The sequence below is a fragment of the Corynebacterium argentoratense DSM 44202 genome, from assembly GCF_000590555.1.
Classification (GTDB): Bacteria; Actinomycetota; Actinomycetes; order Mycobacteriales; family Mycobacteriaceae; genus Corynebacterium; species Corynebacterium argentoratense.
Genome location: NC_022198.1, coordinates 684,352 through 707,390, shown reverse-complemented (window position 1 = coordinate 707,390; position 23,039 = coordinate 684,352). Strand labels below are relative to the sequence as shown.

Sequence of the window (23,039 nt, the reverse complement as noted above, 5' to 3'; positions counted from 1 at the left end):
TTAACATACGAAAAACCCCAACAGGTCAGTGCAGACTTCCCAGTGAACTGGTTGTTTGCGCTGCACCGGTCGGGGCTTTTCCTTCCACTTGGCACTTCCGCCAAGCTTGGAATAACTCACGCAGAAATAATTATTACTTCTTGGTGATGCTGTAGTACTCGGGGACGGACTTCCAGTTGAAGACGACATTGTCGACGTTCTCGGACCAGCCACCGTTAACGTTGGAGTACCACAGCGGGATAGCAGGCAGGTCCTGGAAGAGGATCTCCTGGCCTTCGTTGTAGAGCTTGCTGGACTCTTCAACACTGTCCGCGCCCGCAGCCTTCTTCATCTGTGCGTCGAATGCTGCACTGCTGTAGTCACCATCGTTGGAGGATGCACCCGTGGTGTACAGCGGAACAAGGAAGTTACCGAGGCCCGGGTAGTCAGCCTGCCAGCCGGTACGGAAACCGGTCTGGATGGTGCGGTCCTTCACCTCGTTGCGGAAGGACTTGAAGTCGGGCATCGGCTTGCCCTGAGCATCAATGCCAAGGGTGTTGCGGATCGAGTTGGTCACCGCATCGACCCAGCCCTGGTGGCCACCATCGGCGTTGTAGGCAATCTCGAAGCTGCCGCTCCACGGGGAGATTGCATCTGCCTTCTCCCACAGCTCCTTAGCCTTCTCCGGGTTGTACTGGAGAACATCGTGACCCTTCAGGTCCTTGTCGTAGCCAGCGATGACCGGGGAGGTGAAGTCCTTAGCCGGGGTGCGGGTTCCGTCGAAGATCTTCTCGGTGATCTCGCTGCGGTCAAAGGCCATGGACAGAGCCTGGCGACGAAGGTTGCCTTCCTCGCCGCTGAAGTGATCGAGGCGCTCCGGAACGGTGAAGGACTGGAACACAGCAGCAGGCTGGTTGACTGCACGGCCATTGAGCTCGGACTCGTAGGTCTTGAATGCGGAATCCGGAATAGCGTCGATAACGTCGAGGTTGCCAGCAAGCAGGTCGGTGTACGCGGCGTCGATCTTTGCGTAGAAGCGGAAGTCAATGCCGTCGTTCTTGGCCTCGCGAGGGCCTACGTACTCGGGGTTCTTTACCAGCAGTGCGGATGCATCGTGGTTCCACTCTTCGAGGACGTAAGGTCCGTTACCGATCGGCTTCTGGCCGTATGCCTCGATGTCATCGAATGCGGAATCGTGCATCGGGTAGAAAGCGGAGTAGCCGAGGCGCAGCGGGAAGTCAGCCTCCGGCTGAGTGAGCTCGACAGTGAAGGTGTAGTCATCCACAACCTTCAGGCCTTCCATCTCCTTCACACCCTCGGCGTAGCCCTTGATGGGCTCGAAGAAGGACGCTGCCTGGAGAGAATTCTCCACAGCGTAGTTCCACGCCTTAACGAAGTTCTCAGCCTTCACCGGGGAACCGTCAGAGAACTTAGCGTCCTTGCGAAGGGTAATGGTGTACTTCTGGGAGTCTTCGGTCTCGATCTTCTCTGCGACCTCGTTGTGCTCTTCGCCCTTCGCGTCGTAGTAGACGAGACCCGAGTAGAGCATGTCGATCGGGCGACCGCCACCGTTTTCAGTGGTGTTTGCCGGAACGAGGGGGTTCTGGGGTTCAGAACTGTTGACGATGATGTAGTTGTCGCCGCCGCCAGAGCTGCCGTCACTCGAGCAAGCTGCGAGACCGAACATCAGCGCTGCGGACATAGGGATTGCCAGGTACTTCTTCATCGTCACGTTGACGCTCCTCCTTGAGGTGAACTTGATATCGCCCCACCCAGCAACCGCGACAAACCCCGAGCGTCGGTATTGAAGAACGCTGAATATTTACTGTGCGGCCACTGTGTGGGGAGTTGCTGACTATCTTAACTGTGACGGAGGTTAAAAAAGCAACTTTCAACGGGGTGGGTTATCAAATTGTGATCAAACCTCCCCCACCGCCTCCCCCACCACGTACCCCATCCCCAAGAAAAGAAGGCACTAGGCGCTAGACGAGCCCAAGTTCAAAAAATCATAAGAACCGGTGACCACAGCCACAGCAATGCTGATCGCCGCAACAGCGATGGCAACACACACCGCCGCGACGTCAGACATTCCCACCGTTGACGGGCGCGCCCACGTCCGTTTCCCTGGAGCACCAAAACCACGGGCATCCATCGCCGTCGCTAATTTATCGGCACGGCGCAACGCAAGAACCAACAAAGCAAAAACCATGGTGAACGCGCGGAAAATGCGACCATCATTAGCCAAACCACGGCTGCGACGCGCACGCCCCAACGCCTGCCAATCCCGCCGGAACAGCCCCACCATCCGAACAGCAGACACCGCACCAATCACAAAACGCGCCGGAAAATGCAACACCTGGGCCAAGCCATCGCCCAAACGCGTGGAATCCAGAGTGCGCGCAACGATAATCACAGGCAAACTCACCGCCAGCATTCTCACCATGATCGCGGCGGCAAGCATCAGCGAATTATCAGTCACGTGCGCATAAAAGAAAGAGAAATACTCATGCCCACCCCGCTTGCCGTACAACGCCATCGATAGGCCCGCCACCGGCAGCACCGCAAACACGGGCCACGCCGTCTTCGCTAGCTGGACAAGACCGACGCCACACAGCGGAGCCAGCGCAACGACAAACGCTAGGCACACAGCAGCCGACACAACGTCGACACTAAACAACAGTGGGGTCGTTAGCAGCATCACCGCGATGAGCCGAACAACCGGGTTGACCTTCTCAAGCACATTCATCGCGCAGCCTCCAGATTCCAGCGCTGGTCCCCCATCAATTCAATAAACAAGGGATCATGCGTGATGGAAATAACCGCCGAGCCCGCGCGCGTCAGGTCCCTTAATAGCTCCACGAGCTCGAAAAATGTGCGACGGTCCTGACCGAAAGTGGGTTCGTCCAGAATGACAATCGATGGTTTTGCCATCAACGCCGTCGCCACCGACAGACGCCGCTTTTGTCCACCCGACAAGGTGAAAGGATTGGCATGCTGCAATTGCTCCAGGCGCAATCGTTCAAGCAATGACGCCGCCTCGGCCTCTGCCGCCACACGATGTTGGCCGTCCAAGCGCTTCAGGTAGGATTTCACCCCACCGAACTGGCCGAAGAAGCGGGCAAGCCCATCGGGGGGCAGGGTTTGCGACGCCGCAGCCAACAAAAGTTCTTCCCTCACAGTGGGGGCCATGAATTGGTGCTCCGGGTCTTGGAACACAAAACCTATTCGCCGCGCCAGGGCCCGCGAGCTCCATTGCTGCGGCGGGCGCTTGTATTCTTTGACCTGAATTGTGCCAGCTAGGGGTTCTAATAGGCCGGCTAGAGTCAGCGCCAATGTCGTCTTGCCAACCCCATTGACACCCGTAATCACCGTGGAGCTACCCGCGAAAACCTCTAGATCAAGACCACTAGTGTCCGAGGAACACCGGGCGGTAGAGCACTGCACAACAGTGCCCATGGGAGCATCTATTGCCCACCCAGTGACCAAACCGCGCGCCTGCAACACGGGCTGTTCCTTCATATCCCCGGCAGACTGCTCGTGGACGACAGGCATTCCAGCATCATCGCCACGGTTCTCGTCATAGGCTTCAGGAACCCAAATGCCGATACGCCGCAAAAACTCGGAAGAACCCACCAAAACATCCTCGGGGGAACCGTCAGCGACCACAGCCCCCGCCCCGTTGCTCTCCGCGGCGTCATCATCGGAACGACCAAGAACAATCACCCGATCTACCTGCGGCGCCCAAATATCCACCCGGTGCTCAACTACCAACAAGGTCGCGCCCGTAGCATCGACGCACCGCTGGACAGCAGCCAGCAAATCCCGCGTGCCTTCCGGGTCTACGTTGGCGGTTGGCTCATCCAACACGATGACGTCCGGCTGCATCGCAATCACACCAGCCAACGCCAGACGCTGCTTCTGCCCACCCGATAGCTCCGAAGTCGGGTGGTCTAGCGGAAGATCCAGCCCCACCATGGACAACGCCTCGGGGACCCTACGCCAGATTTCTTCGCGCGCAACGCCCATGTTTTCGCAACCAAACGCGACGTCATCACCCACCCTGGCGTACATCACCTGCGAGTCAGGATCCTGCAACACCATGCCGACACGACCAGGCGCCGGCGGCTGATCCCCGACGGTCAGCTGACCTTCGAACTCGCCCTCGTCGGGCCCAAGAACCCCCGCAACCGCAGCCAACAAAGTCGATTTTCCCACACCAGAGGCACCAACAAGAAGTACCCTCTGCCCAGCAGGAATATCAATATTGACGCCGCGGAAAGCAAACTGTTTGCGCGTGGAATGACGAAAACCTAAACCACGCGCGACAATGCGGTCACCCACGGAAGCGCTACACCGTCTTCATGCGTTCGCGACCAGCAGGGAACTTGTCCAGCGCACCAGTCTGAGCCAACGCACGAACCAAGAAGAAGGACAGCAGACCAGCCAAAATAGCGCCAGAAATCATCGAGGTAATGCCGTAAATGACGTTGAATTCGATCGACTTCGCCAAGTTGCCGTACATGAACAGCTCAAGAATGACAGCGCCCAGCCCTGCCCCGGCACCCGCCAGCATCGCGACACCGGCACCAAATCGGCGGTACGCGAAAATCAAGAAGATCAATTCGGCGCCCAACCCCTGGGCAAGACCCGAGTACAACACGCCGATGCCCCACACGCTGCCCAAAGAAGCAGACACACTGGCGGCAAGAAGCTCACCGATAAACGCGGCGCCCGGCTTGCGAATAACAAGCATCACCATCGGGCCACCCAACAGCCAAATACCCAACGCCAAGCCGTGGAGGCCCGGAGTCAGGGCAGACAAGCTGTCGCCCCAAATGACGCCGACGGTGTTCCACACCCAGAAAATCAGGCCAATAGCAACAGACAATACGCACGCCACGATGATGTCAATAGCCCGCCAGGATCGGCGCGGCGTTGCGCCAAACTGCGGCTGTGTTGAGGGTTGTGCGGAAGGTTCAGAAGACGCGAAAGACATAGTGGTTTCTCTCTCCCTATCGCCGGTATTAACCGGATCAGGTTCGGACGGTTTAGGCTCTCAGCCTCCAAGGAGGCACCCGTGGACGTTTAAAGGTTAGCACGTCCAAACCCGCAACCTAATTGGTGGCCGTGGCCTCCCCCATCCGCGTGAGTATGGGCGGTAGCAACCTGCACACAAGTAGACTGAACCGCATGAGCACCACATCCAGCACCCCAGCCCCTGCCCGTGTGCGCAGCAACCGCGTACACACACCATTGACACTGTGTGCTGCCACAACAGCCGCCCTCGCCGCAGTGCTAACGCTTTCTGCGTGTTCTTCCAACGATGGGTCGGCGGACGCCTCTTCTGTCGCAGATGCCGCTGTCACGGCGTCGCCTTCGTCTTCATCCAGCACCCCCGCCGCCGCTGCAGCCGTTGCACCGTGTGCGGCCCACAACCTTGTCGGCACCATCGAACAGGTCCAAGGGGCCACAGGTTCCACCATTATTGACGTGTCCCTGCGCAACGACGGCCCCTCGTGCACTGTCGCGGGCTTCCCTGGCGTGAGCTTGATAGACGTGGATGGATCCCAGATTGGCGCCGCTGCTGACCGCGAGCCAGCCTCTGCTACCCCGCAGTCATTGACGTTGGCCACGGGAGACGCGGCGTCATTTAGCGTCCGCAGCACCAACGCGTTGGCCTTCGATCCGAAAGAATGCAACACGATCGACTCCACCGCTTTGAAGGTTTACCCACCCGGGGATACCGAGTGGGTTACCCTACCGCTGACTGTCGCAACCTGCGGAAATGAGCAAATCCACACGCTATTTACCGGGATGGTGCGTTAAATGGCGGGGGGCCTCGCGGCGCTTCTTGATGACGTCGCGTTGATCGCCAAGGCAGCTTCCGCCAGCGTGGATGACGTGGCTGCGGCCACTGCCAAAACCTCGGCTAAGGCCGCTGGTGTCGTCATCGATGATGCCGCCGTCACCCCGCAGTTCGTGCACGGGGTGACTCCCGCGCGCGAGCTTCCGATTATTTGGCGCATCGCTAAAGGTTCACTTTTTAATAAAGCGATCATTATTTTGCCAATCGCCTTGGCCTTGAACTATTTTGCCCCCTGGGCTTTGCCGCCGTTGCTGTTGATCGGCGGCCTATTTTTGTCCTTTGAGGGCGCGGAAAAAATACTTGAAGCAGTGGGGTTGCTCAAGCACCACGATGATGACGCCGCGGATACCCCCATCGCCGCGCAGGAACCTGCAAGCGCCAAGGAGCAGGAAAAGTCGCTGGTAATGGGCGCGATCCGCACGGATCTGATTCTGAGCGCCGAGATCATGATCATCTCCCTAGCTGAGGTAGCTCAGCGCTCCCTGGGTATTCAGATCGCTGTGTTGTTAGCTGTGGCTCTGGTGATCACCGCTGGTGTGTACGGCGTTGTCGGAGTGTTGGTCAAACTCGACGATATTGGATTAAGAATCTCGACACGCCCCAAGGCGAGCGGGTTTGGCGTTCATCTCGGCAGGGTGATGGTTCGGGCCATGCCGATAATCCTCGAGATCCTGTCCAAAGTTGGCACATTTGCCATGCTGTGGGTGGGCGGGCACATTGCCATCCATAACTTGCACGAGCTCGGCGTGGATGGGCCGCATCATGTTGTTGAGTGGTTGCTGCACGCGACGCACGCAGCATCGGTAGGCGCGGCGTCATGGGTAGTGGACACATTGGCTTCCGCGGCATTTGGCCTGGTGGTCGGTGCGATCATCACCGCAGTGGTGGTGGCACTAAAAGCGCTCGTATCGAAGAAATAAACACGCTGTTTAACAGGAAAAAGGGTTAGCGCCATCATGGGCATTGCCGTAGACCGCATTGCCATCGAACAGGCCCTTATGTTCGCCGAAGATGCTCGACTAGCTGAGCTCGTTCGTCCTATTCTCGACAGAATGCTCGGCGATGGGAAATCTAGCATCGACCCGAGCTACACCATCTGGACTACTGAGACGGCAGAAGACCTCCGGGCGAGGATCGAAGACAATCTACAAGAGGGTGCAGAACGCAACTTCTTTTCGAAGAATGAAGCTACAAATCCGCGATGCCCTGGTCGGCCTAATTCCAGGTGCACCCGCCACCGTTTCGGGCCCTGACTTCATTAGCGTAGTGATTGTGACGCTGAAGAGCACTCGCCAAAAAGATGGAGGTCAAACCTGTGAAATGTTGATCAAGCAGCAACGATAGGCACGATTTTGTCAAGTTGCTCAGCTGCTGCACTCTGGGCCTTTTCCAGATCATAGCGACTCTGAAGATTCAGCCAGAACTGAGATTCGATCCCAAAATAACGACCTAACCGAAGCGCGGTATCCGCAGTGATTGCGCGCTTGCCATGAACGATTTCATTTATCCTGCGGGGTGGCACTTCAATATCAACGGCCAGTTTGTGTTGCGTAATGCCAAACCCTTTGATGAAATCCTCCATCAGAACCTCACCAGGATGTATCGGCTCATATAACTTTTCGGCCATGATTCTCCTTAATGATAATCCTCAATGATCGCGTTCTCTGGGCCTGCCTCAGTCCAGTTAAAACAAATCCTCCATTGACTGTTGATCCGTATACTGTACTGACCTTTTCGGTCCCCTTTCAAAGCCTCAAGCCGATTCCCCGGCGAAACTCTCAGGGAATTCAAGGAGGTTGCAGCGTCCAGGAGCTGAAGCTTGCGATTAGCAACTCTATGAATCCTTAGATCAAGCTTTGGAGCCGGTTCGCGCAGCCACACAAGCTCCGCGTCGCGGTTACCAAATGATCTGATCACAAAATAATCATGCCAAACATAACTCTTCGCGTCATTAACGCTGTGCGTTAACTCTAGAGCGATCAGTGCAGGAGCAGCTCGAGTCAGTGCTCGACTGGATGGACTAGACGATCACTTAGACGTTGAATTTGAATTCGACTACGTGTCGTTGCAAAGTTACTTTCTCGTTAGCCTGCAACAATCAAAAAACAGTAATTTGCGTCAGTACACAGAGAACATATGGGGCGCAAGGAAACACGTATAGGTTTTGCGGGATGGGCGTGGACGCCAACGTGAAGATTCTGGAGAACTTTGCCACCCACGTCGCCCCCGCGTGGGCGTGGCAGCCAAACCGCGAAGAACTAGTCATCGGCTATCCCATCGACTAATTCTTGCAGGTCACAGGACCTTCGCGTGACTGCCAGTACAGCCCATTTTGAATAGTTCAGCACACGTTGTACTGTTCAGCACATGCTGACTATTGCTTCACGCCTCGACGTCATGAACCGGCTCGGCCGGGCCATGGCGGATCCGACGCGCTCCAGAATCCTGATGACCCTACTCGACGGCCCGAGCTACCCGGCCGTGCTTTCGCGCGACCTGGACCTGACCCGCTCGAACGTCTCGAACCACCTGACCTGCTTGCGTGACTGCGGCATCGTCCTCGCCGAGCCGGAGGGCCGCAAGACACGCTACGAAATCGCCGATCCGCACCTCGCGACAGCGCTCAACGCGCTAGTGAACGCGACGTTGGCTGTCGACGAGAACACCCCGTGCATCGACCCTGAGTGCTCGGTGCCTGGCTGCGACGGGAAAGGAGCGGACGCATGAGTTCAGCATGTGGATGCGAACACGAACCAGCCACGGAGATCGAAGATCTCGATCGGCCATGGTGGAAGGACGCCGAGTTGCTACTGCCGATCTTCTCTGGCGTAGCCCTCGGTATAGGCCTGGCGCTGGACTGGGCCGGACTGGAGACACCCGCGACAATACTGTTCTGGGTCGGCCTACTGTTGGGGGCGTATACGTTCGCGCCTGGAGCGATCCGGAACCTTGTCAAAAAGCGCAAGCTCGGCATTGGGTTGCTGATGACGATCAGCGCGGTCGGCGCGGTAATCCTCGGCTACGTCGGAGAGGCTGCGGCTCTAGCGTTCCTGTACGCGATCGCTGAGGCACTGGAAGACAAGGCGATGGACCGGGCCCAGGGCGGACTGCGGGCACTGTTGAAGTTGGTGCCGCAGACCGCGACGGTGCTGCGCGACGGCACGACGGTCGAGGTCGCAGCGAAGGACCTCGTGGCTGGCGAGCTGATGCTCGTTCGCCCTGGGGAGCGGATCGCCACGGACGGCATCATTCGTTCCGGACGCTCCAGCCTTGACACCTCAGCGATCACCGGAGAATCCATTCCGGAGGAGGTCGCACCCGGCGACGAGGTGCCCGCGGGAGCGATCAACTCCGCCGGTGTTCTGGAGGTCGAGACGACCGCAGCTGGAACGGACAACTCGCTGACCACACTCGTGGACCTGGTCGAGCAGGCGCAGGCGGAAAAGGGCGACCGCGCCCGGATCGCCGACCGGATTGCCCAACCCCTAGTGCCCGGAGTGATGATCCTGGCGGTGCTGGTCGGCGTGATTGGCTCGCTGCTCGGCGACCCCGAGACGTGGATCACCCGCGCGTTGGTGGTCCTGGTCGCAGCATCGCCGTGCGCGCTGGCAATCTCCGTGCCGCTGACGGTCGTGGCCGCGATCGGCGCGGCCAGCCAGTTCGGCGTGGTCATCAAGTCCGGCGCGGCGTTCGAGCGGCTCGGCGGCATCCGTCACCTGGCGGTGGACAAGACCGGAACCCTTACACGCAACCAGCCCGAGGTTACCGACGTGGTCCCGGCAGACGGATTCGATCGGGCGCAGGTGCTTGCCTTCGCGGCGGCAGTTGAGCAGCAATCGACGCACCCCCTCGCCGCGGCGATCGCGGCAGCGGTGCCCGAAGCGCCCTCTGCCCAGGACATCAGCGAGGAAGCCGGACATGGCATCGGCGGCACCGTCGAAGGTCGACGGGTGCTGGTGGGCAGCCCCCGGTGGATCGATGCCGGGCCACTAAAGGCAGACGTTGAGCGCATGGAGTCCGAGGGCCAGACCTGCGTCCTTGTCACCGTCGATGACGCCCTCGCCGGGGCGATCGGGGTCCGCGACGAGCTGCGGCCCGAGGTACCCCAAGTCGTGCAGACCCTGCACGCCAACGGCGTGGAAGTGAGCATGCTCACCGGCGACAACACTCGCACCGCCCGGGCGCTGGCTGAAATCGCCGGAATCGACGACGTGCGCGCCGAGCTTCGCCCGGAGGACAAGGCAAGCATCGTCGCCGAACTCTCCTCCAAGACGCCGACGGCGATGATTGGCGACGGCATCAACGACGCGCCTGCGCTGGCGGGCGCGACGGTGGGCATAGCGATGGGAGCGACCGGCTCTGACGCCGCGATCGAGTCCGCTGACGTCGCCTTCACCGGCCACGACCTCCGGCTGATCCCGAAGGCGCTGCAGCACGCCCGCCGAGGCGGCAGGATCATCAACCAGAACATCGTGCTGTCTCTGGCCATCATCATCGTGTTAATGCCGCTGGCGATCAGCGGCGTGCTGGGCCTGGCCGCCGTCGTGTTGGTCCACGAGGTCGCCGAAGTGATCGTGATCTTGAACGGCCTGCGGGCTGCGCAAGCGAAACGCTGAGGCTGCGACCGGCAAGTCTCGTAAGGGTTAAACCACACGCCGAGCGGACACACCTTGGGCCAGGCACGTAATTCGAGTTCACGGTCCGTCTCCGTGGAATCGGGATCGTACTCGGCGACCTGGCTCTTCGCGGCACGTACCCCAGCCGGTTAAGGGGCTCTTCGCGTTTCGGAGTGCGTAGCTGACCGCAGAGCCCGGTTCGGGGTGGCACAACATATAAGGGGTCCTGGCCGGTACAAGATGAGAGTTACGACGCTTCCATCTGACCGAACCAGGACCCTACTGTGCAGCCTAGTGGCAACCTCGTCGCAGACACCATCTGCCGCACGGCAGAAATCGGCTTGACGATCACCGCAGCCGCCGACGTCGGAACCTTCACCATCATCGACGCCGCCCCGGTCGCTGTCGAGGGGCACTGCCCCGACTGCACCCAACCCGGGAAACTGCGTGATCACACTGTCCGCCGACTGGTTGACCTGCCGGTCGTGGGGTTTCCCACCCGCCTGCACGTTCGTGTCCCCCGATTCACCTGCACCAATCAACAATGTCGGCGGAAAATCTTCCAAGCCTGCCTCAACTGCGCCAATGACGGGGCCAAGCTCACCGAACGGGTGACCGGCTGGATCCTCCAGCTACTGGCCATCGACCGGATGAGCGTGGCCGCCACCGCCAAGGCCCTCGGGGTGGGGTGGGAACTGGTCAATCAGGTCGCTGTGGACGCCTGCCGACAGCTCGTCTACGACAACCCCTCCCATCTGGACGGGGTGCGCATCCTCGGGGTGGATGAGCACGTGTGGAAGCACGCCCGGAAGCCAGGCAAGCCGTCGAACCTGGTGACGATCCTGGTCGACCTCACCCCGCTGGCCGATGGCCGTGGGCCGGCCCGACTACTGGATATCCGCCCAGGCCGCAGCGCGGACGTGCTGCGCACGTGGCTGCAGGAACGCGACCCTGGTTTCCGCAGCCAGGTGCAGGTGGTGACCATGGACGGCTTCACCGGCTACGCCACCGCCGTCGACCAGGTACTGCCCCAGGCGAGGAAGGTGATGGATCCGTTCCACGTCGTGCATCTGGCAGCGGACAAGCTCACTGGCTGCCGGCAGAGGCTCCAACGTGAGACCACGGGGCGTCGTGGACGCAAGGATGATCCGCTGTACAAGCACCGGCGGACCTTGCTGACCAGGAGGAACTACCTCACCGAGCGGCAGAACAGGCGGCTGGACCTGTTGTGGGCCACCGATGACGAATACGTGGCACTCGAGGTCACGTGGATGGCTCTCACAGGACATGATCCAGGCCTACGGGCACCCGAAGAAATCGGAGGGCAAGAAGTTGATGGAACGGATCATCAACACCCTGCGTAAGGGCGTGCCGAAAGGGTTGGAGGAGCTGGCCCAGCTGGGTCGGACGTTGTGGCGTCGGCGCGAGGATGTGCTGGTTTACTTCGACATCGGGGCGTCCAACGGGCCGGTCGAGGCCATCAATGGCCGGTTAGAGCATCTACGGGGGATCGCCCTGGGGTTCGGCAACCTCGACTACTACATCTTGCGGTGCCTGATTCACTCCGGGCAGCTGCACGCCCGGATCAACGCACTCTAAATCGTGAAGAGCCGACAAAGGGCCGGTGGCTGCGAGATTACAATCACCACCGGCCCCATTCCGCGTGTGGGGGTCTTCCACCGGTGTCCCGGTTAACTAACCTCCCCGGTCAGTACAGCTAGCGGCGACTTGTAAACCCGCCCCTTTTTCGCTTGGCCAGCCATGGGCTCAGTTCGCTGGTTCGATCTAGGCAAGCTCACGCCAACAAACTCCCCTCCATCATGAGACGGCGGACGCCACCTCATCGATACACCTCTCGGCGATGCCCGACCCGGAGCACAAGGATTATCAGCTCGCCATCCTGGACGTCGTATACGACACGATAGTCACCGACGCGGATGCGGAACTCTCCCCTGCCTCCCGCAAGCTGGATGAAGCCCGGCGGACGCGGGTCAGTGGCGAGGCCATCGATGGCCTCAAGCAGCCGACGAGCCACCGATTTGTCGAGCTTCCGAATAGCCTTAGCTGCTGAAGGAACGTAGCTGATCGCGTACGACATCCAACAGGTTCAGAGGCCAAGCTCGCGCATGAGCTCCGCGTGGGAGACTCGCCCCTCTTCGTTGCGAGCCTCGGCGGCACCACGGACATCAGCTTGGTCCTCCAATGCCTGCAGCGCACGATCAAAGAACTCGGGGGACACGACCACGGCACGGCGACCGGCTCCGCGCGAAGTGATCTCGACGGGCTCTCGCTGCGCTGCAGCGATGTAATCGCTCTGCCGACTACGGAACCGGGACAGGGTCACGGAAGTCATGACCTTATAGTACAACTTGTACAAGTTGCGCACAAGTAGACAGTGGACGCGACGCCCAGACGTTGAACCGGAACGTAACTACACGTTGAACTTGAACTCGACGACGTCACCGTCAGCCATCACGTAGTCCTTGCCCTCCATGCGCACCTTGCCTTGGGCCTTAGCCTCCGCCATGGAACCGGCGGCAACAAGATCATCGAAGGACACAATCTCAGCCTTAATAAATCCACGCTCGAAGTCGGTGTGGATAACGCCAGCTGCCTGGGGCGCGGTGTCACCCTTGTGGATAGTCCACGCACGCGCTTCCTTGGGGCCTGCCGTCAAATAGGTTTGCAATCCGAGGGTATCGAAGCCGGCCTTAGCCAACGAATGCAAGCCGGGCTCATGTTGACCGACAGACTCTAGAAGCTCTGCGGCTTCCTCCTCGTCCAGTTCGAGCAGCTCGGTCTCCGTCTTGGCGTCTAGGAACACGCAGTCGGCAGGCGCCACCAGCTCGCGGAGTTCCGCCTTCTTGGCCTCATCGGTCAGCACGGCTTCATCAGAGTTGAATACGTACAAAAACGGCTTTGCAGTCAGCAAGTGAAGTTCACGCAGAGCTGCAAGGTCAACCTCAGACTGTGCAGCGAACAAGGTGCGGTCATCTTCGAGGATTGCCTGGGCCTTTTTGACTGCCTCTACTTCTGAGGCCTTGGACTTGTCCTTCTTTGCTTCCTTTTCCAAACGCGGCAGTGCCTTTTCGATGGTCTGAAGGTCGGCGAGGATCAGCTCGGTCTCGATAACCGACATGTCGCTGCGCGGATCGACACGGCCATCGACGTGGATGACGTCGCCATCGGCGAATGCACGCACTACCTGGCAGATTGCATCTGCTTCGCGAATGTTGGCCAGGAATTTGTTTCCAAGCCCCTCCCCCTCGGACGCACCCTTGACGATGCCGGCGATATCGACGAAGGAGACGGTTGCGGGCAAGATGCGCTCCGAGCCGAAGATCTCGGCGAGCTTAGACAGTCGCGAGTCAGGCAGCTCGACGAGGCCAACGTTGGGCTCGATGGTTGCGAAGGGATAATTAGCCGAAAGAACATCGTTGCGGGTAAGTGCGTTAAACAAAGTGGACTTGCCAACATTGGGCAGACCGACGATTCCAAGAGTAAGGCTCACGGGCGCTAATACTATCAGCCAGCTGACCATAGATTCCTATAGCCCACTCGACCGCCCGCCCATAACCTGCTTTTCTACGACGGTCCAACCTCTGGGTACAGTAACGCTGGCCCCACACCACTAGCCGGGTCGCACCGGGGGCAACCGTGGGGGGCTATTCCACCACCTTTTGTTATTATGTGTTGACTTTCAGGCCTAGATTGTGAACACCCTCACCATGGCCAGTGAGATTCGCGCTTGAGTACACTCCGCACCACCCCGCGGTCTGCGCAAAAAATACACATATCGTTCATTTCTAAAGTGAAAGGTCTTCGACCATGGCTGCACAGGAAGTTTCAAGCCCTGAGCGCCGCGAAGTGTTCTCATCCCGCATGGCATTTTTGCTGGCCGCTATCGGCTCAGCTGTGGGCTTGGGCAACATTTGGCGCTTCCCTTACGTCGCGTATGAATCCGGCGGCGGCGCATTCCTCGTTCCGTACCTGTTAGCGCTACTAACCGCAGGTATCCCCCTGCTCTTCCTCGACTACGCACTGGGCCACCGCTACCGCGGCGCCGCCCCCTTGGCTTTCCGCCGCATCAAGAGCTGGGCAGAACCGGTTGGTTGGATTCAGACAGGCATCTGTTTCTTCATCACCATTTACTATGCAGCCATCATCGCCTGGGCAGCCCTCTACACCGTCAAGTCGCTGAACAAGGCATGGGGCGAGGTACCACAGGACTACTTCTTCAAGTCCTTCCTCAGGATGGACGATTCCCAGACTTTCTCCACCTCGATCGTTCCTCAGATCGCGGTCGCTTTGGCCATCGTGTGGATCGTCGCCATCCTCGTTCTGGCGATGGGCGTTGACTCTGGCATCGGCCGGGCGTCAAAGATCTTCATGCCGATCCTGACCGTCCTCTTCTTAATTGTTGTCATCGCTGCCCTGTTCCTGCCGGGCGCGGGCACCGGCCTCGATGCACTGTTTACTCCGCGTTGGGAAGCTCTGAAGGACCCGAGCATCTGGGTCGCAGCATACGGTCAGATCTTCTTCTCCCTATCTGTCGGCTTCGGCATTATGCTGACCTACTCCTCCTACCTCAAGCCCCGCACTAACCTGACCGGCACCGGCCTGGTCACTGGTTTCGCGAACTCTTCTTTCGAGCTGCTCGCAGGTATCGGCGTCTTCGCCGCTCTGGGTTTCATGGCTAACCAGCAAAACGTTGCCGTGGATGAGGTCGTGAGCTCCGGCATTGGCTTGGCGTTCATCGCGTTCCCGACCATCATCAACAACATGCCAATGGGCGCCATCTTCGGCACCCTGTTCTTCGGCTCCCTGACCATCGCCGGATTCACCTCCCTGTTCTCGCTCCTTGAGGTCGTTGTCTCCGGTGTCAAGGACAAGCTCAATCTCGAGCGCAAGACTGCCGCCATCGGTGTTGGTGTTGCGATGGCTCTGCTCTCCCTGGCGTTGTTCTCCACCACCTCGGGCTTGGTCACCCTGGACATCATGGACAAGTTCACCAACAACGTTGGCATCGTCGCCATCGCTTTGATCTCCATCGTCGTGATCGACTGGATCCTGCGCCGCATCGACGAGCTTGCCCTCCACCTCAACGCTGTCTCCTCCTTCAAGGTCGGCACCATCTGGCGTATCTGCGTCGTGAACGTCACGACCATCGTCCTGGGCTACACCCTGCTGCAGGAGCTCATCTCCCTCATCAAGGAGCCCTACGGCGGCTACTCGCACACCCAGGTACTGCTCTACGGCTGGGGTGTTCTGGCTGTCGTCGTACTCGGTTCCTTCATGATCTCTGTGATGCCGTGGAAGGGTAACCAGCCGCTGCAGGGCCCGCCCGGCTCGGACTTCGGTGTCGACCCCAATTCCTTGGAGCTCAGCGTGGAGCGCCCGCAAAAGTACGTTCCCGACAATGGGGATGCCGTTCCCGCAACGAAGGAGGCCTAAACCATGAGTGGTATTGCCGTAATGATGATGGTGTTGTTCATGGTTGTGATCTGGGGTGGCCTCGCTGCTTCGATCGCCACGTTGCGCCGCCACCCGGATGAGCAGTCCGGCTTGCTGGGTAGCAATGACTACGCCACGGACGACGCACTGATCGCCCACGAAGGACACTAACCTTTCTCACCCGGCCGACCGCGCACGGCTACCGGGTGTTGCTAATTCACGCCCCCTATTGTGTAGTGGCACAATAGGGGGCGTGTTGTCTTCTACCCCGCATGCAGTCGATGAACTGCACGATACTGACGTCGCGTCACACGCTCACCCACGCGACCGTACCGGCGTCATCATTGAGGGTTTAAAACAGCTCGCGTGGTGGTCTCTACGCATCTTGGTAATCCTGGCAGGCACCTATGTCACCTGGCTGTTATTGGGTAAATTCTGGCGTGGCATCCTGCCCGTCGCTTTGGCGATCATCGTCACCACCGTGCTGTGGACTCCGACGCAGTGGCTGTGCCGGCTCAAACTGCCGCGTGCGGTCGCCGCTCTGATCACTTTGCTCGGCAGTGTTGGAGTGGTAGGGGCATTCTTCGCTTTCATCGCACCGAGTGTGGCACAGCAGATGCCCGGCTTATATTTTCAAGGGTTCGAGGGGATCCAGCGCATTGAACTGTGGTTGCAAGGCCCGCCGCTGAATCTACACGATGAAGACCTCAACAATTACTTCGCCTCCGGCACAGCCTGGTTGCAAAATCAGTCGGGCACTATCGCCGAGCGCCTGTTCGCCGGTTTGGGTAAGGCATCGAGCATCGTCGTCAACGTGGGTATTGTTTTGGTTCTCACCTTCTTTTTCCTTAAAGATGGGGACCGCTTCCTGCCCTGGCTTAACTCTGTGGTCGGCCGACGTGCGGGGGGCCCTTTAAGGGAACTACTCGCCCGCTGCTGGGTCACCTTGTCGGGCTTCATTCGAGCTCAGGCGATCGTTTCGTTTGTTGACGCCGCGTTCATTGGCCTTGCTCTGGTCATCATGGGGATTCCACTGGCTCTGGTTCTGGCGATGCTGACATTCTTTGCGGGGTTCGTCCCGATCGTTGGGGCATTCGTTGCCGGCGCACTGGCTGTCATGGTGGCGTTTGTGGCTAAGGGGCTGACCGCCGCCATTGTTGTACTGGTGATCGTCGTTGCCGTGCAGCAGCTAGAAGGCAATATTTTGTCACCGCTGTTGCAGTCGAGAGCGATGAATCTTCACCCGGCCGTGGTGCTGTTGTCCGTCACTATCGGCGGTTCCCTTTTTGGGATCCTCGGCGCGTTTTTTGCTGTGCCGGTCGCCGCGATGGTCGCTGTGCTGCTGCGCTTCATTGGCGACATGATTGATCTAAAAACCGGCGCCCGAACACCTGAAGAGGTGGAGTTTGTGTCGCAGCGAGAATTTTTTTCTGAGCTTTTTCCCACCACACCTGCCCGATCCGAAGCGGCATGCCCAAAAGATGAATAACTTGGGCCGGCTGCTGCGGGTGATTTAGCCCCCGATGGGCTAACATAACGTTTTGTGACTTCACAGCCTGCGCGCACTTCGCGCCCCACTCCCCCGCCCCGCAGGGCCGGTGGTTTTGGCATACCGCTGTGGTCTGCCCTATCGATACTGGTCGCCACGTTGGCTACCGGTGTGCTTCTCAGCGTCCTTGGCTCTCACCTGGGTTGGCAATACCTAGCATGTTTCGCGGTTGGTGCGCTACTGACTTCCCTTCTGGTTGAGGTCCGCGGCTTAAGCATTTTCGCAGCATGCGTCCCTATTTTCTTCGCTTTTGCAACCCCCGTGGCGTCATGGTTTGTATCGGATTCCATGGCTCCGGACGCGTCGAAGGGGTCCTTGGGGCGTGCGGACATGGTCGCCGCGGTGTACCCACTGACTGTGTTTTTCCCTGCGCTGTTGATCGTCACGCTGCTGGTATGTTTCATCGGGTTGCTGCGCTATTTGGCTGCCCGTAACCGTGCGCGAGCACGCGCCGCTGCGCTCGCTCGCGCTCGCAGAAAAGAACAGTCGGCAGACAGGGCGAATGTGGCTGCGACAACCCGTGTACGCACCCGCCGCGCCCGTGGCGAGCGCCCACAACAGGTCACAGTCGACGAGCTACTGCGGACACGAGGCGCCACGCATTCTTCACGACGCCGCGCCAGCGCTTCGGGAGAGCGCCGGGTCGTTGTTGACCGCCAACAGACCACCCGACTAGGCGGCGATACTCCCCGAACGCGGCCCCCACGCACGCAAAGCAGCACTGCTTATCGCGAATTCCGCCCGCGTGAGGGACATCGCGATGCTCCTCGCTATCGTGATAGCCGCCGCGACAGCCGCTAGTACACAGCAAAAATAAACAAAAGCCGGACGCTCACCAATGCGTCCGGCTTTTCGACTAGGTGCTGAGTCTATGTCCTGCGTCCGATTATCGCTTCGATCGATCGGCCGGACGGAGTTCACGCGGAAGGCCAAAGACCAATTTTTCGCTTGCGGTAGTGACTGTCTCGACGTCATTAAATCCATGTTCGGCTACGAGGTCGAGCACTCCCTGCACCAGAATCTCCGGAACGGATGCGCCGGAGGTAAGCCCAATGGTTTTAACCCCTTCGAGCCATTCGGGTTCGATTTGATGGGCGTAATCCACAAGGTAACTTGCGGCCGCACCATTTTGCAGCGCAACCTCCACCAAACGCTTAGAGTTCGAGCTATTCTGCGAGCCAACAACGATCACCAGATCGCACTGGGACGCGATTGCTTTGACTGCTACCTGGCGGTTCTGGGTGGCGTAGCAAATGTCGTCGCTCGGCGGATCTTGCAAGTTAGGGAACTTCTGCTTGAGCAGCTGCACGATGGTCATGGTCTCGTCGACAGACAGGGTGGTTTGTGACAACCAGATCAGCTTGTCATCGTCCGAGAACTCCAGTCGTTCAACCCCCTCTACCCCGTCCACGAGGTGAACAACATCAGGCGCTTCGCCAGCGGTGCCCTCGACTTCTTCATGGCCTTCGTGGCCAATCAGCAGGATCTGGTAGCCAGCTTTCGCGAAACGCTTGACCTCATTGTGCACCTTGGTCACCAGCGGGCAGGTGGCGTCGAGAGTGTGAAGGGATAGCTCTTTAGCTTCGCTATGCACGGCAGGGCTCACACCATGCGCGGAGAACACCAGGTGGGCACCTTCAGGAACTTCGGTGGTTTCATCGACGAAGATGGCGCCACGCTCGGCCAGGGTGTCCACCACATAACGGTTGTGGACGATTTCTTTGCGCACGTAGACGGGGGCACCGTATTTTTCTAGTGCGCGTTCCACGGTTTCCACCGCCCGGTCAACGCCGGCACAATATCCGCGAGGCGCGGCCAAAAGGACTTTCTTCGCCGTGTCTGTCATGACGTCTAGGTTAACGTCTCGCGCTGGTTTTACCTACACTGGTGAGGCACTCGTAACTTCTTCGAAAGGCAGGCGCCCACTGTGAGCGATACCACCCCCGAGTCTCCTTGGCCGGTACGGGACTTAAACACCCGGGTGAAGCAGTGGATTGAGCGTCTGGGTCATGTGTGGGTTGAGGGGCAGCTAGCCCAGATTAATTACAAACCGTCGTGGAAGTTGTCTTATGTGACGCTGCGTGATCCTCAGGCCGAGGCTAGCGTGCAGTTGACGTGCCCATCCTCGTTGTTACGCGATATGGATCTCTCCGATGGTGACCGCGTGGTGGTCTACGGCAAGCCTGCTTTTTATGCTGGTCGGGGCAGTTTTTCTTTGTGGGTTACGCAGATTCGCCGGGTGGGTGTGGGTGAGTTGTTGGCCCGGATTAACGCTTTGCGGGAGGCCCTTGCCCGGGAGGGGTTGTTTGATCCGGAGCGCAAGAAGCCTCTGCCTTTTCTTCCTCGGCGGGTTGGGTTGATCACGGGACGTGGTTCTGCGGCGGAGCGTGATGTGTTGGCTGTTGCGCGGGATCGCTGGCCCGAGGTCGACTTTGAGGTAATCAATACTGCCGTGCAGGGGCCTTCGGCGGTTCCTGAAATTGTGAAGGCGCTGAAGGTTCTTGATGACGCCGCGGGGGTCGACGTCATCATTATCGCGCGTGGTGGCGGCAGTGTTGAGGATTTGTTGCCGTTTTCGGAGGAGGCTTTGCAACGGGCTGTGGCTACGTGTTCCACCCCGGTTGTGTCGGCGATTGGTCACGAGCCAGACAATCCGATTTTGGATAATGTTGCGGATGTTCGTGCTGCTACCCCGACGGATGCCGCTAAGCGTGTGGTGCCAGATGTGTTGGCCGAGCGTGAGTTGGTGGCGCAGTTGCGTGCGCGAGGGCGCCAGGCGGTGGTGGGCTATGTCAATAATCAGGCTGATTATGTGGGCCAGTTGGCGTCGCGCCCTGTGTTGGCGGATCCGTATACGCCTATCCATCGGCATGCGGAGGAGTTGGATGGGTGGCGCCGTCGGCTGCGCCGGGAGGTTGTGTCGCTTGTGGAGTCACAGAGTAATGACGTCGCGTCGCTGCGGGCCCGCGTGAAGGCTTTGGGCCCTGCGGCTACGCTTGCTCGCGGTTATGCGGTGGTGCAGGTCCGTGATCCGGATGCTCCTAAGCAGCAAGGTGCCGATGCTTATTCTGTGGTGACCTCCATCGGGGATGTGGCACCGGGTAGCCAGTTGAGGGTCCGCGTGGGTGATGGTTCCATGGGCGCTGCGGTTCTTAATGTGACACCAGCGGACTAGTTATCGGTTTAGTTATTAGGATGGCTGGCATGTCGACCCAAAAATCTTCCACTGGCCCCACGTTTGACCCCATTGAGCAGATGTCTTACGAGCAAGCTCGTTCTGAGCTCGCTGAGGTTGTGGGCATTTTGGAGCTGGGACAGATGTCTTTGGATGAGTCTTTGGCCTATTGGGAGCGCGGAGAAGCCTTGGCCAAGGCGTGCAAGGGCTTCTTGGACGGCGCTAAGCAACGCATCACTGCGGCTTTGGCAGTGCAGGTGGCTGAGGCTGAAGAAGATGATCCCGAGGCCGATGAGGAGTTCGGGGAAGACTAGCTCGAGCTAGTTGCTCGCGGGGGTCGCTGCGCTTTCGGAGCTCTCAGGGTTCTCCGTGTTATCTATGGGCGTGGTTTTGAGGATCGCTTTCGCCATGGTGCGGTAGTCTTCCTTGGTCCCACCACCGGAGATGATGATTCTGACGTCTCCCAGGTCGGTGCCCCAGGCCTCGCCTGCGGTGGGGTCATCGGAGGTGTAGGTAGTGAAGGTCTGACCGTCAATGTTGACTGGCTCGCCTAGGGTGCGCACGTGGCGGTCGATGTGTTCGAGCGCGTATTTTAGGTCGGCTGATGTTTGGGTGAGCTGCACGTAGGTTGCGTTGGGGGTTACCCATCCGACGACCACCGCTGGTTGGTTGTTGAGACCCATGCGGCGCGCAGAATTCGGTATCCATCCTTCGGGCACATCCGGGTATCGCAGAGGGAAGGCCATGGCGCGTGACTCCATGGAGATTACAGCTGGCGCGTCGACCTCATGAACGGGCCCGTTCTCGGGGGCTCCTGGGTTGAAGCTGCACATGCCGGTAAAACCGACGGCGAATGCCATGAATGCGATGATGACCACCAGGGAGATGGTGATGTCTTTGCTACCTTGGAAGATGCGGGGTTTGTTTTCAGCCACGTTTCCCAGTATCCCACACCCCACCGTGTGCTTGAGAGCACACCCATTGGCGGGTAGAGGGTCAAGAACGTACCTGGGTTTTTATTTTCAAAGCGGCGCGCGATCGCCAAGAAAGTGACACAATTAAGGGGATGGTTTTTAAACCTTCGTTTTATATCACCATGTAGCAATGCCTCAGGAGGCACAAGAGCTGTGAACAATCAGAACAACGCATTTACTGCACACACTGATTCCCGAACCCCCGACCGTAACCTCGCGATGGAGCTGGTCCGCGTGACCGAAGCCGCCGCGCTTGCCAGTGGCCGGTGGGTTGGCCGCGGTATGAAGAACGAAGGTGACGGCGCAGCTGTTGATGCCATGCGTAAGCTGATCAATTCTGTTGATATGAACGGCGTTGTCGTGATCGGTGAGGGCGAGAAGGACGAAGCCCCGATGCTGTTCAACGGCGAGCGCGTCGGCACCGGTGTGGGCGCAGAGGTGGACATCGCTGTTGACCCGGTTGATGGCACCACGCTGATGGCTGAGGGTCGCCCGAACGCTATTTCTGTATTGGCAGCTGCCGAGCGTGGTTCGATGTACGATCCTTCCGCTGTGTTCTACATGCAGAAGATTGCCGTCGGCCCGGAGGCCGTGGGGGTTATCGACATCGAGGCTCCCGTGGAGTACAACATCAAGAAGGTTGCCAAGGCTAAGGGCATTGCGCCTTCGGACGTGACGGTTGTTGTGCTGGATCGTCCTCGCCACAACCAGCTGATGGCCGATATCCGTGCGGCTGGCGCCAAGGTTCGTATGATCAGCGACGGTGACGTCGCGGGCGCTGTTGCTGCAGCGCAAGACACCAATGCCATTGACATCATGATGGGCACCGGCGGCACCCCAGAGGGCATCATCACTGCCTGCGCTATGAAGTGCATGGGTGGCGAAATCCAGGGCAAGCTGGCCCCCACCTCTGATGAGGAAGCTCAGAAGGCTATTAATGCGGGCCACGACCTCAATCGTGTGCTCACCACCAATGACTTGGTGACCAGCGACGACTGCTACTTCGTTGCAACCGGCGTGACCAATGGCGACATGCTGCGCGGCGTGAGCTACCGCAAGAATGGAGCCACGACCCGTTCGTTGGTCATGCGTTCTCGTTCTGGCACCATCCGCTACATTGAGTCCGTCCACCAGCTGGCTAAGCTGCAGGAATACTCGGTAATCGATTACTCCTAAGTACCCCGAGCGATCGCCTGTCTGGTCGCTGTGATGTGGGAGGGGTTCGTCGCCGCAGGGCATTAGCGGCCGACGAACCCCTCCTTTTTCGCACCCGGCTGTTGGCTGGAAGATAGTGGCCACCACCTTTAGGGGGTGGCCACTATCTTCTGTCGATGCCAGAGAGAAGAAAATCAGCCATACTTGAAAGCGGTGCCTCACTGAGGCTTTCTACAACACAACGCTTTCACCAACTTTTAAGGTGGTTTTT

The 23,039-nt window shown here is 59.1% G+C and carries 24 protein-coding genes, 2 pseudogenes and 1 riboswitch; of the genes and pseudogenes, 15 read left to right on the top strand and 11 right to left on the bottom strand.

The features are described from left to right. Positions 1 to 133: 133 nt before the first annotated feature. The 4 genes from CARG_RS03530 to CARG_RS03515 all read right to left on the bottom strand — a co-directional run bounded on the left by CARG_RS03530 (position 134) and on the right by CARG_RS03515 (position 4,975). The gene (locus CARG_RS03530) at positions 134 to 1,711 is read right to left on the bottom strand and encodes a peptide ABC transporter substrate-binding protein (RefSeq protein WP_041746951.1); all 1,578 of its coding nucleotides are present in this window, start codon (positions 1,709 to 1,711) and stop codon (positions 134 to 136) included. A 243-nt stretch (positions 1,712 to 1,954) separates the two neighbouring features. Further along, positions 1,955 to 2,725: an energy-coupling factor transporter transmembrane component T family protein gene (locus CARG_RS03525; RefSeq protein ID WP_020976022.1), complete on the bottom strand. Its 771-nt coding sequence runs from the start codon at positions 2,723 to 2,725 to the stop codon at positions 1,955 to 1,957. Further along, a complete protein-coding gene (locus CARG_RS03520; protein ID WP_020976021.1) occupies positions 2,722 to 4,320 on the bottom strand; it encodes an ABC transporter ATP-binding protein in 1,599 nt (532 codons plus the stop codon). Before CARG_RS03520 ends, CARG_RS03525 begins: the two co-directional genes overlap by 4 nt. A gap of 7 nt (positions 4,321 to 4,327) precedes the next feature. Next, a complete protein-coding gene (locus CARG_RS03515) occupies positions 4,328 to 4,975 on the bottom strand; it encodes an ECF transporter S component (protein WP_020976020.1) in 648 nt (215 codons plus the stop codon). After that, a riboswitch (TPP riboswitch) is annotated at positions 4,972 to 5,068 on the bottom strand. It overlaps the preceding gene by 4 nt. Before the next feature lie 101 nt (positions 5,069 to 5,169). Between CARG_RS03515 and CARG_RS09600 the strand changes: the two genes are divergently transcribed. From CARG_RS09600 to CARG_RS03500, 3 genes are read left to right on the top strand one after another with little or no spacing between them, the layout of a single operon-like run. Next, positions 5,170 to 5,805 (top strand): DUF4232 domain-containing protein, encoded by a 636-nt coding sequence (locus CARG_RS09600; RefSeq protein ID WP_169733197.1) that lies wholly within the window; start codon positions 5,170 to 5,172, stop codon positions 5,803 to 5,805. Then, entirely contained in the window at positions 5,806 to 6,765 is a 960-nt protein-coding gene (locus tag CARG_RS03505) for a DUF808 domain-containing protein (protein ID WP_020976018.1), read from the top strand. Positions 6,766 to 6,801: 36 nt separating this feature from the next. Further along, positions 6,802 to 7,098 carry a hypothetical protein gene (locus tag CARG_RS03500; RefSeq protein ID WP_020976017.1) on the top strand — a complete coding sequence of 99 codons (297 nt, stop codon included), beginning with the start codon at positions 6,802 to 6,804 and terminating at the stop codon, positions 7,096 to 7,098. 74 nt (positions 7,099 to 7,172) lie between these two features. On the opposite strand, the gene CARG_RS03495 is transcribed toward CARG_RS03500, so the two are convergent. Both CARG_RS03495 and CARG_RS09820 read right to left on the bottom strand, forming a co-directional pair. Continuing rightward, a complete protein-coding gene (locus CARG_RS03495; RefSeq protein ID WP_020976016.1) occupies positions 7,173 to 7,472 on the bottom strand; it encodes a HigA family addiction module antitoxin in 300 nt (99 codons plus the stop codon). A gap of 8 nt (positions 7,473 to 7,480) precedes the next feature. Beyond that, a complete protein-coding gene (locus CARG_RS09820) occupies positions 7,481 to 7,762 on the bottom strand; it encodes a type II toxin-antitoxin system RelE/ParE family toxin (protein ID WP_081761598.1) in 282 nt (93 codons plus the stop codon). A 260-nt stretch (positions 7,763 to 8,022) separates the two neighbouring features. Here CARG_RS09820 and CARG_RS03490 point away from each other — a divergent pair, with 260 nt between their 5' ends. From CARG_RS03490 to CARG_RS10045, 5 genes and pseudogenes are all read left to right on the top strand, one after another. Next, positions 8,023 to 8,130, top strand: coding sequence for an alkane 1-monooxygenase (locus tag CARG_RS03490; RefSeq protein ID WP_407637006.1), 108 nt, complete (start codon positions 8,023 to 8,025; stop codon positions 8,128 to 8,130). Between the two features lie 82 nt (positions 8,131 to 8,212). Beyond that, positions 8,213 to 8,572 carry a Cd(II)/Pb(II)-sensing metalloregulatory transcriptional regulator CmtR gene (cmtR, locus tag CARG_RS03485; RefSeq protein WP_020976014.1) on the top strand — a complete coding sequence of 120 codons (360 nt, stop codon included), beginning with the start codon at positions 8,213 to 8,215 and terminating at the stop codon, positions 8,570 to 8,572. Continuing rightward, on the top strand, positions 8,569 to 10,461 hold the full coding sequence (locus CARG_RS03480) for a heavy metal translocating P-type ATPase (RefSeq protein ID WP_020976013.1): 1,893 nt from the start codon (positions 8,569 to 8,571) through the stop codon (positions 10,459 to 10,461). The genes cmtR and CARG_RS03480 overlap by 4 nt, the downstream gene beginning before the upstream one ends. A gap of 284 nt (positions 10,462 to 10,745) precedes the next feature. Next, positions 10,746 to 12,060 (top strand): annotated as a pseudogene (locus tag CARG_RS03475) (ISL3 family transposase). A 26-nt stretch (positions 12,061 to 12,086) separates the two neighbouring features. Beyond that, positions 12,087 to 12,182 (top strand): annotated as a pseudogene (locus CARG_RS10045) (integrase core domain-containing protein); the annotation flags it as partial. Between the two features lie 119 nt (positions 12,183 to 12,301). On the opposite strand, the gene CARG_RS09815 reads toward CARG_RS10045, so the two are convergent. The 3 genes from CARG_RS09815 to ychF form a co-directional block, all read right to left on the bottom strand. After that, entirely contained in the window at positions 12,302 to 12,559 is a 258-nt protein-coding gene (locus tag CARG_RS09815; protein ID WP_081761597.1) for a type II toxin-antitoxin system RelE family toxin, read from the bottom strand. 9 nt (positions 12,560 to 12,568) lie between these two features. Then, complete coding sequence (locus tag CARG_RS03465; protein WP_041747366.1) at positions 12,569 to 12,814, bottom strand: type II toxin-antitoxin system prevent-host-death family antitoxin; 246 nt, start codon at positions 12,812 to 12,814, stop codon at positions 12,569 to 12,571. A gap of 78 nt (positions 12,815 to 12,892) precedes the next feature. Then, complete coding sequence (gene ychF / locus CARG_RS03460) at positions 12,893 to 13,972, bottom strand: redox-regulated ATPase YchF (RefSeq protein WP_020976009.1); 1,080 nt, start codon at positions 13,970 to 13,972, stop codon at positions 12,893 to 12,895. 317 nt (positions 13,973 to 14,289) lie between these two features. Here ychF and CARG_RS03455 point away from each other — a divergent pair, with 317 nt between their 5' ends. The 4 genes from CARG_RS03455 (at position 14,290) to CARG_RS03440 (ending at position 18,265) form a co-directional block, all read left to right on the top strand. After that, positions 14,290 to 15,915, top strand: coding sequence for a sodium-dependent transporter (locus CARG_RS03455; RefSeq protein ID WP_020976008.1), 1,626 nt, complete (start codon positions 14,290 to 14,292; stop codon positions 15,913 to 15,915). 3 nt (positions 15,916 to 15,918) lie between these two features. Further along, positions 15,919 to 16,086, top strand: a complete 168-nt coding sequence (metS, locus tag CARG_RS03450; RefSeq protein WP_020976007.1) for a methionine/alanine import NSS transporter subunit MetS — start codon at positions 15,919 to 15,921, stop codon at positions 16,084 to 16,086. Between the two features lie 115 nt (positions 16,087 to 16,201). Then, complete coding sequence (locus CARG_RS03445; protein ID WP_456151387.1) at positions 16,202 to 17,404, top strand: AI-2E family transporter; 1,203 nt, start codon at positions 16,202 to 16,204, stop codon at positions 17,402 to 17,404. Between the two features lie 54 nt (positions 17,405 to 17,458). Next, entirely contained in the window at positions 17,459 to 18,265 is an 807-nt protein-coding gene (locus tag CARG_RS03440) for a DUF6542 domain-containing protein (protein WP_144198525.1), read from the top strand. A gap of 85 nt (positions 18,266 to 18,350) precedes the next feature. Here the strand turns inward: CARG_RS03440 and CARG_RS03435 are convergent, their stop codons facing one another. Next, positions 18,351 to 19,310 (bottom strand): 4-hydroxy-3-methylbut-2-enyl diphosphate reductase, encoded by a 960-nt coding sequence (locus CARG_RS03435; protein WP_020976004.1) that lies wholly within the window; start codon positions 19,308 to 19,310, stop codon positions 18,351 to 18,353. Positions 19,311 to 19,391: 81 nt separating this feature from the next. Here CARG_RS03435 and xseA point away from each other — a divergent pair, with 81 nt between their 5' ends. Beyond that, complete coding sequence (gene xseA / locus CARG_RS03430) at positions 19,392 to 20,639, top strand: exodeoxyribonuclease VII large subunit (RefSeq protein WP_041746949.1); 1,248 nt, start codon at positions 19,392 to 19,394, stop codon at positions 20,637 to 20,639. A gap of 20 nt (positions 20,640 to 20,659) precedes the next feature. Further along, positions 20,660 to 20,953, top strand: coding sequence for an exodeoxyribonuclease VII small subunit (locus CARG_RS03425; RefSeq protein WP_081761595.1), 294 nt, complete (start codon positions 20,660 to 20,662; stop codon positions 20,951 to 20,953). Between the two features lie 6 nt (positions 20,954 to 20,959). On the opposite strand, the gene CARG_RS03420 is transcribed toward CARG_RS03425, so the two are convergent. Next, entirely contained in the window at positions 20,960 to 21,574 is a 615-nt protein-coding gene (locus CARG_RS03420) for a DUF4245 domain-containing protein (protein WP_020976001.1), read from the bottom strand. Positions 21,575 to 21,832: 258 nt separating this feature from the next. On the opposite strand from CARG_RS03420, the gene glpX reads away from it, so the two are divergent. Further along, positions 21,833 to 22,789 carry a class II fructose-bisphosphatase gene (glpX, locus tag CARG_RS03415; RefSeq protein WP_041747362.1) on the top strand — a complete coding sequence of 319 codons (957 nt, stop codon included), beginning with the start codon at positions 21,833 to 21,835 and terminating at the stop codon, positions 22,787 to 22,789. Positions 22,790 to 23,039 lie beyond the last annotated feature (250 nt).

What these genes read in the sequence shown, in the direction of transcription:
- CARG_RS03525 (WP_020976022.1), bottom strand. Translation starts at nt 2,725, where the DNA reads ATGAATGTGCTTGAGAAGGTCAACCCGGTTGTTCGGCTCATCGCGGTG.
- CARG_RS03515 (WP_020976020.1), bottom strand. Translation starts at nt 4,975, where the DNA reads ATGTCTTTCGCGTCTTCTGAACCTTCCGCACAACCCTCAACACAGCCG.
- CARG_RS09600 (WP_169733197.1), top strand. Translation starts at nt 5,170, where the DNA reads ATGAGCACCACATCCAGCACCCCAGCCCCTGCCCGTGTGCGCAGCAAC.
- CARG_RS03505 (WP_020976018.1), top strand. Translation starts at nt 5,806, where the DNA reads ATGGCGGGGGGCCTCGCGGCGCTTCTTGATGACGTCGCGTTGATCGCC.
- CARG_RS03500 (WP_020976017.1), top strand. Translation starts at nt 6,802, where the DNA reads ATGGGCATTGCCGTAGACCGCATTGCCATCGAACAGGCCCTTATGTTC.
- CARG_RS03495 (WP_020976016.1), bottom strand. Translation starts at nt 7,472, where the DNA reads ATGGCCGAAAAGTTATATGAGCCGATACATCCTGGTGAGGTTCTGATG.
- cmtR (WP_020976014.1), top strand. Translation starts at nt 8,213, where the DNA reads ATGCTGACTATTGCTTCACGCCTCGACGTCATGAACCGGCTCGGCCGG.
- CARG_RS03480 (WP_020976013.1), top strand. Translation starts at nt 8,569, where the DNA reads ATGAGTTCAGCATGTGGATGCGAACACGAACCAGCCACGGAGATCGAA.
- CARG_RS09815 (WP_081761597.1), bottom strand. Translation starts at nt 12,559, where the DNA reads ATGTCGTACGCGATCAGCTACGTTCCTTCAGCAGCTAAGGCTATTCGG.
- CARG_RS03465 (WP_041747366.1), bottom strand. Translation starts at nt 12,814, where the DNA reads ATGACTTCCGTGACCCTGTCCCGGTTCCGTAGTCGGCAGAGCGATTAC.
- CARG_RS03455 (WP_020976008.1), top strand. Translation starts at nt 14,290, where the DNA reads ATGGCTGCACAGGAAGTTTCAAGCCCTGAGCGCCGCGAAGTGTTCTCA.
- metS (WP_020976007.1), top strand. Translation starts at nt 15,919, where the DNA reads ATGAGTGGTATTGCCGTAATGATGATGGTGTTGTTCATGGTTGTGATC.
- CARG_RS03435 (WP_020976004.1), bottom strand. Translation starts at nt 19,310, where the DNA reads ATGACAGACACGGCGAAGAAAGTCCTTTTGGCCGCGCCTCGCGGATAT.
- CARG_RS03425 (WP_081761595.1), top strand. Translation starts at nt 20,660, where the DNA reads ATGGCTGGCATGTCGACCCAAAAATCTTCCACTGGCCCCACGTTTGAC.
- glpX (WP_041747362.1), top strand. Translation starts at nt 21,833, where the DNA reads ATGGAGCTGGTCCGCGTGACCGAAGCCGCCGCGCTTGCCAGTGGCCGG.